Source organism: Rugamonas violacea, from assembly GCF_016461825.1.
Lineage (GTDB): Bacteria > Pseudomonadota > Gammaproteobacteria > Burkholderiales > Burkholderiaceae_D > Rugamonas.
On the sequence record NZ_JAEMNU010000078.1, the window covers coordinates 25,763 to 38,900 of the forward strand.

11 protein-coding genes are annotated in these 13,138 nt (G+C 66.0%); 6 read left to right on the forward strand and 5 right to left on the reverse strand.

The window, feature by feature from the left end; translation table 11 throughout:
• Window positions 1–22: 22 nt before the first annotated feature.
• From H7U20_RS14900 to H7U20_RS14920, 5 genes are all read right to left on the reverse strand, one after another.
• Window positions 23–1,084, reverse strand: a complete 1,062-nt coding sequence (locus H7U20_RS14900) for a porin (protein ID WP_199759937.1) — start codon at window positions 1,082–1,084, stop codon at window positions 23–25.
• A 153-nt stretch (window positions 1,085–1,237) separates the two neighbouring features.
• Window positions 1,238–2,560, reverse strand: coding sequence for an MFS transporter (locus H7U20_RS14905; RefSeq protein WP_199759938.1), 1,323 nt, complete (start codon window positions 2,558–2,560; stop codon window positions 1,238–1,240).
• A 31-nt stretch (window positions 2,561–2,591) separates the two neighbouring features.
• Window positions 2,592–3,113 (reverse strand): gluconokinase, encoded by a 522-nt coding sequence (locus H7U20_RS14910; protein WP_233410772.1) that lies wholly within the window; start codon window positions 3,111–3,113, stop codon window positions 2,592–2,594.
• A gap of 431 nt (window positions 3,114–3,544) precedes the next feature.
• The gene (gene gntR / locus H7U20_RS14915; RefSeq protein ID WP_199759939.1) at window positions 3,545–4,573 is read right to left on the reverse strand and encodes an HTH-type transcriptional regulator GntR; all 1,029 of its coding nucleotides are present in this window, start codon (window positions 4,571–4,573) and stop codon (window positions 3,545–3,547) included.
• Window positions 4,574–4,778: 205 nt separating this feature from the next.
• The gene (locus H7U20_RS14920) at window positions 4,779–5,450 is read right to left on the reverse strand and encodes a DUF4124 domain-containing protein (RefSeq protein WP_233410773.1); all 672 of its coding nucleotides are present in this window, start codon (window positions 5,448–5,450) and stop codon (window positions 4,779–4,781) included.
• Between the two features lie 274 nt (window positions 5,451–5,724).
• Between H7U20_RS14920 and guaB the strand changes: the two genes are divergently transcribed.
• The 6 genes from guaB (at window position 5,725) to H7U20_RS14950 (ending at window position 13,138) form a co-directional block, all read left to right on the forward strand.
• Window positions 5,725–7,188: an IMP dehydrogenase gene (gene guaB, locus H7U20_RS14925; protein ID WP_199759940.1), complete on the forward strand. Its 1,464-nt coding sequence runs from the start codon at window positions 5,725–5,727 to the stop codon at window positions 7,186–7,188.
• A 149-nt stretch (window positions 7,189–7,337) separates the two neighbouring features.
• Window positions 7,338–8,948: a glutamine-hydrolyzing GMP synthase gene (gene guaA, locus H7U20_RS14930; RefSeq protein WP_199759941.1), complete on the forward strand. Its 1,611-nt coding sequence runs from the start codon at window positions 7,338–7,340 to the stop codon at window positions 8,946–8,948.
• 286 nt (window positions 8,949–9,234) lie between these two features.
• Complete coding sequence (locus H7U20_RS14935) at window positions 9,235–9,786, forward strand: hypothetical protein (RefSeq protein WP_199759942.1); 552 nt, start codon at window positions 9,235–9,237, stop codon at window positions 9,784–9,786.
• Window positions 9,779–10,297 carry a hypothetical protein gene (locus H7U20_RS14940; protein ID WP_199759943.1) on the forward strand — a complete coding sequence of 173 codons (519 nt, stop codon included), beginning with the start codon at window positions 9,779–9,781 and terminating at the stop codon, window positions 10,295–10,297. Before H7U20_RS14935 ends, H7U20_RS14940 begins: the two co-directional genes overlap by 8 nt.
• A gap of 4 nt (window positions 10,298–10,301) precedes the next feature.
• Complete coding sequence (locus H7U20_RS14945) at window positions 10,302–12,653, forward strand: secretin N-terminal domain-containing protein (protein ID WP_199759944.1); 2,352 nt, start codon at window positions 10,302–10,304, stop codon at window positions 12,651–12,653.
• Entirely contained in the window at window positions 12,650–13,138 is a 489-nt protein-coding gene (locus H7U20_RS14950) for a type II secretion system protein (protein ID WP_199759945.1), read from the forward strand. The genes H7U20_RS14945 and H7U20_RS14950 overlap by 4 nt, the downstream gene beginning before the upstream one ends.

A 13,138-nucleotide genomic window follows, 5' to 3' on the forward strand; every position in this document is an offset into this window, starting at 1 on the left:
TTGTTTGTGCCGTGGCCGTCGCTTAGAAACGGTGGCGCAGGCCGGCGGTGAATTGCTTGTTGCCGCTGCCCGGCTCCTCGCTGTTGCCCTCGGTGTAGGCGGCGCCGTTCTGGTTGCGGATCAGCGCGTAGGACGTGTAGACGTCGGTGCGCTTCGACAACGCATACATATACGCCAGAGCGAACTGCTGGGCATCCTGGTTCAGCGCGGTCTTGTCGTTCTTGCGCACATAACTTGCCACCACGGTGCTGGCGCCCAGCGGTACGGACAGGCCCAACAATAAGGAATCGCTGTCCTTCGACGCCACCGGCGCCTTGCCGCCGAAGGTGGCCGCCGTATTGTTCAGCGCTGAGCTGTTCAGGCCCTTGTCGACGCCGAAGCCGAAGTAGGCCTTGGCCGCGCCGAAGTCGTAGTTGGCGCCGAGCAGGGTGTTGCGCGCCGACTCGGTGTTGACCACACTGGCCGTGTCGTTGTTGCGATGGTGATACGCCAGGCGCAGCGTCAGCGGGCCGTTGCTGTAACCGACAGAACCGCCCATGGCGCGGCCGGCCGCGTTGTCGCCCGCCACCTCGCCGGCCGCGTACATGGCGTCGGCGCTGAAACCGTTGACGGCGTTGCTGCGGTAGAGGATGGCGTTGTTGGCGCGGAAGGCCGTCGCCGCCATCAGGTTGTTCGAGCGGGCGATGCCGTTGCGCAAGGGATCGACCACGGTGTTGAGGGTGGTGAACAGCGGCGTGTCCTGCAGACCCAGCGAAACGGCGCCGAAGTTGCCGCGCAGGCCGACCGCGCTGTTGCGGCCGAACAGGGTGTTGTTCTGCGTCGAACTGCCGTTGTCGGCGTGGATGCCGCCTTCGAGCACGAAGAAGGCCGCCATGCCGCCGCCCAGGTCCTCGCTGCCGCGCCAACCCCAGCGGCTTTGCGTGGCCATGCCGCTGGTCAGCCGGGTCGACGTGCCGGCGACGCCGCCACGGTCCTGCGAGATGCCGACGTCCATCACGCCATAAAAGGCGACATTGCTTTGTGCCGCGGCCGGGCCGCAGAAAATCAGGGCGAGCGCCGCCGCCGCAGGAATGCGTTGTTTCATACAAATGTCTCCGAAAAGGAAGGGGATGTCTCAACGCCCGTCGTTCCCGCGTAGGCGGGAACCCATGCGCCGCATGCTATCAAGTGCGGCATGGATTCCCGCCCGCGCGCTGTCCACCGATGCGGCGTGACGACGTCGAGCCGTTGGGAAAAATCAGTGTGCCGGCAAGGGTGCCGGGGCGGCCGGCTCGGGATCGGGAATCGGTTCGATCTTGCCGAGCACGAAGACGAAGGAGATGATGCCGATCACCAGGATCACACCGGCCACCAGGAAGGCGTTGGCGAAGGAGTTGGTGGCGCCGACGATCAGGCCGGTGACGATCGGGGCGGCCGCGCCCATCAGGTTGTTGGCGAAGTTCATGATGCCGCCGATGGTGCCGGCGCCGCCCTTCGGCGCGATCAGCGAGGGCAGCGACCAGCCGACCGGCGCGGCCGAGGCCAGGCCGCCCAGGGCGATCGAGATCCAGACGATGGCCCAGACCGGATCGGTGGTCTGGGTGGCGCCGAACACGGCCAGGCCAAACAGCATGCCGATGATCAGTACGCTTTTACGCACCACCGACTCGTCCTTGCCCTTGGCGATCAGATGGTCGATCAGCCAGCCGCCGACGAACAGGTCGGTGACGGTGGCCACGGCCCAGGGAATGGCGGCGAAGCCGGCCGATTTCAAAATGCTCATGTGCATGGTCTGCACCAGGTAGCCGGGCAGCCAGGTGAGGAACAGATAGAAGGAGTAGCCGTAGGCGGCGAAGCCGATGGTCAGGCCCCAGACCTTGGACTTGGTCAGCAGATAGCCGAGCATGCTGACGGCGCCCGTTTCGGACGGGCCTTCCGGCGCGGCGCCGCCGGACTGGATGTAGTGCAACTCCTCCTTCGACAGCTTGGGATCGGCGCTCGGGTCGCGGTACAGCAGGAAGAAGGCGATGAAGTAGGCGAAGCTGAGCACGGCGGTCAGGCCGAAGCCCCAACGCCAACCGAAGGTGACGATGGTGACGGCGATCAGCGGCACGCCGATGACGTTGGAGAACTTGGCGGCGGCGTCGAAGATCGCCGTGGCCATGCCGCGCTCGCCGCGCGGGAACCAGTAGCCGGTGGCCTTGGAGCTGACCGGAAAGGCCGGCGCCTCGGCCACGCCGAGCAGGATGCGGGCGACGAAGATGCCGGCGAAGCCGCTGGAGAAGGCGGTGATGGTCGAGGCGACACCCCACAGGAAGGCGCCCCAGCGGCCGACGCGGGTGGGGCCGAAGCGGTCGAGCACCATGCCGACCGGAATCTGCAACAGCGAGTAGGACCAGGCGAAGGCGCTGAACAGCAGGCCCAGCTCGACCGGCGTCAGGTCGAACATCTCCTTGATCTGCGGCGCGGCGACGGACAGGCCGATGCGGTCGATGTAGTTGATCAGCACGCCCATGCCGAGCAGGGCGCCGATGCCCCAGCGGCGTTTGGGGATTTTCTTGTTCTGTGTGACGGTGTTCATGGTGTCTCCTTGTGGATTATAGGATGGCGGACTAAGCTGGCTGGGCGGCCGATTGCAGGATGTCGGCGACCAGTTGCTGCGGCGTGCGGGTCAGGTCGAGCAGCACGCCGGCCTCGTCGGCTTGCAGCGGTTCGAGGTCGCGCAACTGGCTGTCGAGCAGCGACGGCGGCATGTAGTGGCCGACCCGGGCCGCCATGCGCTCGGCGATGACCGCGCGCGCTCCGCTCAGGTGGGCGAAGCGCAGGCCGGGATCGCCGGCCCGCAGCAGGTCGCGGTAGCGCCGCTTCAGCGCCGAGCAGGACAGCACCAGGCCGCGTTGCTGTGCTGCGGCCTGGGCGATGCGTTGCTGCAGGGCCAGCAGCCAGTCGGCGCGGTCGCTGTCGGTCAGCGGCGTGCCGGCGGCCATTTTGGCGACGTTGGCGGCGCTGTGCAGGCTGTCGCCTTCGAGGAAGTCGACGTCCAGCGCGGTGGCCAGGCCCAGTCCGATTTCACTCTTGCCGCAGCCGCTGACGCCCATGACGACCCAGCGTGCTTGTCTCGTTGTTGTGCTCATGTCTCGTGGCTATCGTGGTGAGGTTGCTGTTGTGTTGCCGTTGTGATGAAATGTTAGCGCTAACATTGAGATCGGAGTTTAGTCCGTGGCCTGAATTTGTAAAGGAGATTCGATGCTGCGACGCAGCAAGCCAAACTCGGGGACGACCCTGTCGAGCGGGGCGCCGGGACCGTCCCGTCATAGGAGGTTGTGGTGCTTGGGTGGGGCCTTGGATGCGCGCTGGCGTGGTGTGGATGGCCATGTCCAGTTGGCGAAAACGTTGTGCGTTCGCCACGCCGCTTGTCATAGCTGGAAGAATGGTCTTGGCGTTCTCAGCGGCCCGCCGTACACCCAGCGGCGTCAATCTAGGGTCGGACCCGGCGGGTCCGACCCTGGCTTTAAGGTGTTGGGTGTTGGTCGCGTTAGCGGCCCCTTGGCCGTAGCGACAATACTCAGGCGCTCTCGCGCGCCATCAGCGTGAAGCCCAGGTCGATCTGCGTCGCCGCCGGCGTTTCGCCCTTGATGACGGCGCGCAGCAAGGTGGCCGCCTCGAAGCCGATCTGGTAGCGCGGCGTGCCCACCGTGGTCACCGACGGGTTGATCCAGGCCGAGGCGGGCAGGTCGTTGAAGCCGCACACGGCCAGCCGGCCCGGCACGGCGATGCCGAGGCGCTGGCACTGGTAGATGGCGCCGTGGGCCAAGTCGTCGTTGCAGCAGAACACGGCGTCGCAATCGGGCGCCTGCGCCAGCATGCGCTCGACCAGCTCGGCGCCCAGCGCGATGGTGGACGGATCGGGCACCATCAGCTCCAGTTGCGTGTCGGCCAGGCCGGCCTCGCGCATGGCCAGGCGGTAGCCGTCGGCGCGCTTGAGGGTGCGCTCGTCGAGCTGGGCGCCGATGAAGCCGATGCGGCGGTGGCCCTTGTCGATCAGGTAGCGCGTCATCGCCCGGCCGGCCTGCACCTGCGAAAAGCCGACCGACAGCTGGGCCGGGTCGTCCGACATGTCCATCATCGAGACGATGGGCACGCGCGACGAGGTCAGCATCTGGCGCACGCGCGGGCTGTGGTTCAGGCCGGACAACAGGATGCCGTCCGGATTCGATTGCAGATAAATGCCGAGCAGCTTCTCCTCCTCGGCGTCGGAGTAGCGCGTGTTGCCGATCAGGATTTGATAGTTGTCGGCGTCGAGGGCGTCCTGGATGCCGGCCAGCACCTCGGTGAACACCGCGTTCGACAGCGACGGCACCAGCACCGCGATCACCTTCGACTCGGCGGAGGCGAGGGCGCGGGCGGCGCGGTTGGGCACATAGCCGAGCTCGGCCACGGCCTGTTCGACCCGGTTGCGCAGCGTTTCCGACACCAGGTCGGGCTGGGTGATGGCGCGCGAGGCCGTCATCGTCGCCACGCCGGCCAACTGGGCCACGGCGGCGAGGGTGACGCGGCCGCTGGCGCGGCTCTTGGTTTGCTGAGTCTTGGTCATGCCTGGAATGAATTGTTGGTCGATTGCCATATCATAGAGGCAATCGGCGCGCGCCGCAGCAGTAAAGTAGGCGCTTCGAATCAGTCTGGATTGGTCGTGCCGCGTCGGCGGTCCGTCGCGCAGGGGGAATTCCTGCCGTGCTAGGCATCATGCGGCGTATGGGTTCCCGCCTGCGCGGGAACGACGGGTTTTGGCGACGGCCATGTTATTGGCACTGCGCCAGCACCTGCTGGTTTTTCTTCGCCGACTCGACCCGCTCGGCCTCGCTCATGAAGCCGCGCTCGCCGTTCTTGTCGTAGGTGCTCATGCGACTACCCTGGTCGAGGGCGCGCTGGTTGTTGCGGGCGTTCGCGCAGTTGGCGGCGATCTCGGCCTTGTGTGCATTGTCCTCGCCGGCCTTTTGCGCCGCCAAGGCCGCGTCCGCCTTGCGCTTGTTGTAGGCGGCGTTGCGTTCGGCCAGCGTTGGCGTTGGCTTGGCGGCGGGGGCGGCGGCATCTGCGGCCGTGGCCGCGCCGTCGCCATCGGCCCCGGTCTCAGCTCCGGCTCCGGCTCCAGCCCCAGCCCCAGCCCCAGCCCCAGCTCCAGCTCCAGCTCCAGCCCCGGTCTCGCTTGGCGCCACTGCCGTCGGGTTGAACTTCTCCTTGCCGGGCGCCTTCAGGATGCGCTTCTCCGGCACCGACGGCGGCGGCGGCCGGTCCGACAGTTGCTTGACCCCCTTGTCGTCGATCCACATGTACTGCGCCGTCGCCAGGCCGCAGGTCGCCAGCAGCAGGCTGCCCGCCAGCCACGCCGCCCGGCGCGGCCGGCTCAACGCCGTCGCCGTCGCCGTCGCCGTCGCCAAGGCCCACGCCGTCGCCATCGCCCATGCCGTCGCCATTGCCCACGCCCACGCCGTCGCTATTGCCAACGCCAACGCCGCCGCCGCCGCCGCCGCCGCCAACGCCGCCGGCCTTGCCCTTGCCGGACCTGCTGTTCTGTCTGCTTTCATGCTGTGCTTTCGCGAAGGACGGGGCTGTTGCCTGCCACTGATTTCGCCACGATTCCCGCCGAGTGTCAATCGCCATGCGGCCTGCCGGGGGGATTTTTCCAAGATGCAAGGACGGCGCCCCGGATTTTCTGTATAATCTGCTTTTGCGCCAATAGGAAATGCTATGCGTCTACTTCAAAAAGCACTCACGTTCGATGATGTGCTCCTCGTCCCAGCGTACTCGAATGTTCTGCCTGCCGATACGTCTCTCAAAACTCGCCTGACCCGCAACATTTCGTTGAATATCCCCTTGCTGTCCGCAGCCATGGATACCGTCACCGAAGCCCGTCTGGCGATCGCCATGGCGCAAGAGGGTGGCATCGGCATCATCCACAAGAATCTGAACCCGAAAGACCAGGCCCGCGAAGTAGCCCGCGTCAAACGTTTCGAGGCCGGCGTGTTGCGCGACCCGATCACCATCCCGCCAGAGATGAAGATCCGCGACGTCATCAAGCTGACCGAACAATACGGCATCTCCGGCTTCCCTGTGGTCGAAGGCAAGATCGTCGTCGGCATCATCACCAACCGCGACCTGCGTTTCGAACAGGAGCTGGACGCCGAAGCCCGCGCCAAGATGACCCCGCGCGACAAGCTGGTCTACGTGATGGAGGGCGCCGACACGGTCGAAGCCAAGCGTCTGATGAACAAGCACCGCCTCGAGCGCGTGCTGGTGGTCAACGAGGCCTTCGAACTGCGCGGCCTGATCACCGTCAAGGACATCCAGAAATCGACCGAGCACCCGCTGGCATCGAAAGATTCCCAGGGCAAGCTGCTGGTCGGCGCCGCCGTCGGCGTTGGCGTCAAGGATGAGGAACGCATCGAGCTGCTGGTCGCCGCCGGCGTCGACGTGCTGGTGGTCGACACCGCCCACGGCCACTCGCAAGGCATCCTCGACCGGGTACGCTGGATCAAGACCAAGTTCCCCCACGTCGACGTCATCGGCGGCAACATCGCCACCGCCGCCGCCGCCAAGGCGCTGGTCGAATACGGCGCCGACGCGGTCAAGGTCGGCATCGGCCCCGGCTCGATCTGCACCACCCGCATCGTCGCCGGCGTCGGCGTGCCGCAGATCACCGCCATCTCCAACGTCGCCGACGCGCTGGCCGGCACCGGCGTGCCCTGCATCGCCGACGGCGGCATCCGCTTCTCGGGCGACATCTCCAAGGCCCTGGCCGCTGGCGCCTCGACCGTGATGATGGGTTCGATGTTCGCCGGCACCGAAGAGGCGCCGGGCGAAGTGATCCTGTACCAGGGCCGCAGCTACAAGTCGTATCGCGGCATGGGCTCGCTGGGCGCGATGTCGGACGGCTCGGCCGACCGCTACTTCCAGGACGCCACCATGAAGGCCGACAAGTTCGTGCCCGAGGGTATCGAAGGCCGCGTCGCCTACAAGGGCAGCGTGCTGGCGATCATCTTCCAACTGGTCGGCGGCGTGCGCCAATCGATGGGTTACTGCGGTTGCGCCACCATCGACGAGCTGCGCGAGAAGGCCGAGTTTGTCGAGATCACCTCGGCCGGCATGCGCGAATCGCACGTCCACGACGTGCAAATCACCAAGGAAGCGCCGAACTACCGTTCCGGCGACTAAGCCTCGAACGCCGGCGGCGCAGTGCTCCGCCGGCGTTGTCAGTTTTGCGGCGCGGACCGGTCCGGTCCCGCCTCCAGCGCGGCCCGCGCCTTGTGTGCGGCGGGCCGGCTATTCCGCAGCGATATCATCATTTTTAAAGCATCCAACCCATGCACTCTAAAATCCTCATCCTCGATTTCGGCTCCCAAGTCACCCAGCTGATCGCCCGCCGCGTGCGCGACTCCGGCGTGTTCTCCGAAGTGTATCCCTACGACGTCAGCGACGAGTTCGTGCGCAACTACGGCGCCGCCGGCGTGATCCTGTCGGGCAGCCACAGCTCGACCCTGGAAGGCGACGCGCCGCGCGCGCCGCAGGCCGTGTTCGAGCTGGGTGTGCCGGTGCTGGGCATCTGCTACGGCATGCAGACCATGGCGGCCCAGTTGGGCGGCAAGACGGAAAACGGCTTGGTGCGTGAATTCGGCTACGCCGAGATGCGCGCGCGCAGCCACACCAAGCTGCTCGACGGCATCAACGACTTCGTCACCGACGAGGGCCACGGCATGTTGAAAGTGTGGATGAGCCACGGCGACAAGGTCACCGAGCTGCCGCCCGGCTTCGTGCTGATGGGCGACACGCCAAGCTGCCCGATCGCCGCCATGGCCGACGAGGCGCGCCGCTTCTACGCGCTGCAGTTCCATCCGGAAGTGACCCACACCCAGCAGGGCAAGGCCATGCTGGGCCGCTTCGTGCACGAGATCTGCGGTTGCAAGTCGGACTGGAACATGCCCGATTACATCTCCGAGGCGGTCGAGAAGATCCGCGCCCAGGTCGGCACCGACGACGTCATCCTCGGCCTGTCCGGCGGCGTCGACTCGTCGGTGGCCGCCGCGCTGATCCACCGCGCCATCGGCGACCAGCTGACCTGCGTCTTCGTCGACCACGGCCTGTTGCGCCTGGACGAGGGCAAGATGGTGATGGACATGTTCGCCAAGAACCTCGGCGTCAAGGTCATCCGCGTCGACGCGGAAGACCAGTTCATGGGCCACCTGGCCGGCGTCAGCGACCCCGAGCAGAAACGCAAGATCATCGGCCGCGAGTTCGTCGAAGTGTTCCAGGTCGAGTCGGGCAAGCTGGTCAACGCCAAATGGCTGGCCCAGGGCACCATCTACCCGGACGTGATCGAGTCGGCCGGCAAGGGCAAGAAGGGCCAGACCATCAAGAGCCACCACAACGTCGGCGGCCTGCCCGAGACGATGAAGCTCAAGCTGCTCGAACCGCTGCGCGAACTGTTCAAGGACGAGGTGCGCAAGCTGGGCGTCGCCCTGGGCCTGCCGCACGACATGGTTTATCGTCATCCGTTCCCAGGTCCGGGCCTGGGCGTGCGCATCCTCGGCGAGGTGAAGAAGGATTTCGCCGACCTGCTGCGCCGCGCCGACGCGATCTTCATCGAAGAGCTGCGCAACACGCCTTACGAGTTCGTCGCCGGCCAGGCCGTCGACCAGGAGCAGATTCCGCTCAACTGGTACGAGGCGACCAGCCAGGCTTTCGCCGTGTTCCTGCCGGTCAAATCGGTCGGCGTGATGGGCGACGGCCGCACCTATGAATATGTGGTGGCGCTGCGCGCCGTGCAGACCCAGGACTTCATGACGGCGCACTGGGCGCACCTGCCGCACGCGCTGCTGGGCAAAGTGTCGAACCGCATCATCAACGAAGTGCGCGGCATCAACCGTGTGGTTTACGATATTTCGGGCAAACCGCCGGCGACGATCGAGTGGGAATGATTTTCGGTCCGGCAAAGTAAGGCCGGGCCCGATGATTCAAACGACTAAGCCCCTGATTTTCAGGGGCTTTTTCTATGGGAAATACTCCTTTGAGAGGAGCTGGAATTGAAGTGTCCGCATGGAAATATTTCCATGCGGGACTCTTGCTTTTCATGATATTATCCGTTGCGCAATTTTATTTAAAAATAAATGCCCGGTAAGCGCTGTTCAAGATGAGTAGGATGAACAAGGCCAGGTGAGCTCACGATTTCCATCGTGGGTGGATAAATTTTCTGGCGCTCCCGTTATGACATCAGGCATGTTCGCATTCTGCCGTTTCCATCTGCTGCGATTGTTTCACGCCCAACCCGTTCTGTCGCTTGTCGTCATGTTCAACGGCGTGGCGGCGCTGGCGGCGCTGCTGATCTGGATGGGCGAAACGCATGCCGTCGCTTCGGCCCAACAGCAGTTGCTTCAATTGCGCGGCCAATCGCAGCGGCTCGAGGCCGGACAGCGCGCCGCCCCGCCCGCCAAGCCAATCGCTCCGGTATTGCCGTGGTTCGACAGCGCCAGCCTGGTCGGCCAGTTCAGCCATATCGCCGGCGAGGCCAAGTTGCCGCTCGACGAGGTCGCCTATGTATTGGAGGAGGGCGGCAACCAGCCCTATTTGCGCTATCGGGTGACGATGACGGTGTCGGCGGCCTATCCGGTCATTCGGCGCTTCGCCGACGACGTGGCCGCCACCGCGTCCAACGTCGATCTCGACACCATCGCCTGCCAGCGCGCCGACGTCAGCACTCCGGTGCTGAGCTGCGAGCTGGCGTTTTCGGCGTTTTTCCGCAAGGACGGCCATGGATAAGGCGGCGCGCGTTCGTTGGGCGGTCCTGCTGTCCTGCCTGGCCGCGACCATCGGCGCGATTTTTCTCCCGCAAGGGCCGGTGGCGGGGCGGGCGGCGCCGGCGCCGGCGCCACGTGTCGCCACGACGCTGCCGTCCAACGTCGCCACGTTCGCCGAGGCCTCGGAGCCGGAACCGGCCGACGTGCCCGATGGCGACCCGTTCGCGCCGCGCGGATGGCAGGCGCCGCCGCCACCGGCGCCGGTGGCCTACAGCGCGCCGGCCCCGGTGGCGACGCTCGATTTGACGCCGCCCGGCCCGCCGCCGCTGCCGTTCCGCTTCGTCGGCCGCATGAGCGACGGCGCCGAATTGCTGGTCTACCTTGCGCGCGGCGAGCAGGCTTACGCCGCGCGGCCCGGCGAGGTGCTCGACGGCACCTACAAGGTGGCGGCCATCGGCCCGGCGCAGATCGAATTCGAGCATATTCCGACCGGCGCGAAACAGTCGCTGGCTTTCCCCGTAAGCGAACAGTAAATCCATGAACCTTTCATCTATCTTGCGCCATGGCCGCCGGCGCGCCGGCATGGTGTCCGTCCTGCTGCTGGCCGGTTGCGCCGCCGACATGCGCCACCGGGAGGGCATGGATGCGCTCAGCAACCACGACTATCCGCTGGCCATCGAACGCTTGGCGCAGGCGACGGAACTGCGGCCCAAGGACGTGACCCTGCGCAACGATTGGCTGCGCGCGCGCGAAACCTCGACCAGCAAGTTGCTCGAGCTGGGTGCCCGGGCGCACGTCGAGGGCAAGACCGCCGACGCCGAGCGGGCCTTTCGCACCGTCCTGAAATACGACCCCGACAACGCCCGTGCGCTGGCCGGACTGGAATCGCTCGCTACGGCCTCCCGCGCCGACGCCGACGCGGCGCTGGCGCGCCAGGCGTTCAAGCGGGGCGAGCTGGCGCTGGCCACCGAGCTGGCCGGCCGGGCCTTGCGCGCCGCGCCCATGCAGGCCGAGGCGCGCGCCGTGCGGCGCGAGATCGAGACCGTGCAGGCGCAGGAGATGCTGGTGATGCCGACCCTGGGCGGGGTCTACAAGAAGCCGATCAATCTGGAGTTCCGCGACGCCAGCATCAAGATGGTGTTCGACTCGCTGTCGCGCACCACCGGCATCAACTTCATCTTCGACCGCGACGTGAAGGGCGACCAACGCACCACCGTGTTCCTGAAGAAGACCACGCTGGACGATGCCATCGACGTGATCCTGTCGACCGGCCAATTGGAAAAAAAGATCCTCAACGCCAGCAGCGTTTTGATTTATCCCAACACGCCGGCCAAGACGCGCGAATATCAAGACCTGGTGGTCAAGGTGTTCTACCTGGCCAACGTGGAGGCGAAGCAGGCCGCCAGCATGCTCAAGACGGTGTTGAAGATCAAGGATGTCTTCGTCGACGAGAAGTACAACATGCTGGTGCTGCGGGAAAATCCGGAATCGATCGCGCTGGCCGAGAAGCTGATCGCCTTGCACGACCTGGAGGAGCCGGAAGTGATGCTCGACGTCGAGGTGTTGGAGATCAACCGGTCGCGCCTGCTCAACCTGGGCATCCAGTGGACCAACCAGTTCACCGTCACGCCGCTGGGCGTAACCAACTCAGGCACGGCAAGCGGCAGCGGAACGGGCAGCAGCAGCGGCGCCTCGGGCACGGGGACCTCGACGATGAAGTTGAGCGATTTGAAATCGCTCAACTCAGCCAGCCTGGGCATCACGGCACCGAGCGCCACGATCAGCCTGCAGAAGACCGACGGCGACGCCAAGCTGTTGGCCAACCCGCGCATCCGCGTGCGCGACCGCGAGAAGGCCAAGATCCTCATCGGCGACAAGGTGCCGGTGGTGACCACCACCAGCAGCGGCACCTTCGTCACCGAGAACATCCAGTACCTCGACGTCGGCCTGAAGTTGGAGGTGGAGCCGGACATCCATCTGCGCGACGAGATCGGCCTCAAGCTGGCGCTGGAGGTGAGCTCGTTGGTATCGTCGGTGAAGACCAACAATGGTTCGCAGGCCTACCAGATCGGCACCCGCAACTTCAACAGCGCGCTGCGGTTGAAGGACGGCGAGACGCAGATTCTCGCCGGCCTGATCAACGACGAGGACCGCTCGTCCGGCAACCGCATTCCACTGCTGGGCGACTTGCCGGTGCTGGGACGTCTGTTCGGCAGCCAAAACGACAACCGGCAGCAGACCGAAATCGTGTTGTCGATCACGCCCCACCTGATCCGCAACATCCAGCGCAAAAACGTCGGGGCGGAATCGTTCTGGTCCGGCACCGAGGCGGCCCTGCACAACAAGCCGCTGCTGTTGCGCAGCTTCGACGCGGCCGCCGCGGGCGTGGCCGGCAAGCCCGGTGTCACGGCGGACAACGGCAATCCGACGGCCGCCGCGCCGGTGCCGCCACCGAGCGCGCCCAACGCGCCCAAGCTGACCTGGCAGGGGCCGGCCAGCGCGAAAATGGGCGAAGTGGTGACCCTGACGCTGAACATGGACAGCCCCGAGCTGTTGCGCGCCGCCTCGCTGCAACTGGCCTTCAACCCGGCCGAGCTGCAGATCCTGTCGGTGCAGGAGGGCGACTTCTTCAGCAAAGCCGGCAAGAGCACCTTCAGCAACGTGGTCGACGGACCTGGCGGACGCGTTTCGATCGGCGCCGGTGCCGGCGAGGGCAACGGCGTAAAAGGAGCGGGGCGCGTGCTGACGCTGACCTGCAAGGCGATCCCCGGCCAGAACGCCATCGACAGCACCACGCTGAGCGTGATCGCGGTGACACCGATCGGCGGCCAACTCGCCGTCGGCCGGCCCGGCCTGCCGATCGTGCATACCTTGACGATCGCGCCATGACGGCGCTGGCCGGCACGCGCGGAGCGGAGGGCTTCAGCCTGATCGAGCTGCTCGCCTCGGCGGCGATTGTCGGCCTGTTGGCGTCGATCGCCGTGCCCTTCATCGAGACCACGGTGCGGCGGCAGAAGGAGCAGGCGCTGCGCGTCGCGCTGCGCGACATCCGCCAGGGTCTCGACGCCTACCGCCAGGCCGGCGTCGCCGGGCAACTGACCATCGCCAGCGGCAAGAGCGGTTACCCGCCGTCGTTGACCGAATTGACAGCCGGCCTGCCGGACCAGAAGCGGGCCAACGCCAAGCTGTATTTCCTGCGGCGGATTCCGCGCGACCCATTCTGCCCCGACGCCGGCGTGGCGGCCATCGACAGCTGGGGCCTGCGCAGCTTTGAATCGTCGGCCGAGCAGCCGAAGAAGGGCGACGATGTCTACGACGTCTACTCGACGTCGACCCAGACCGGCCTGAACGGCGTGCCCTACAAGGAGTGGTGA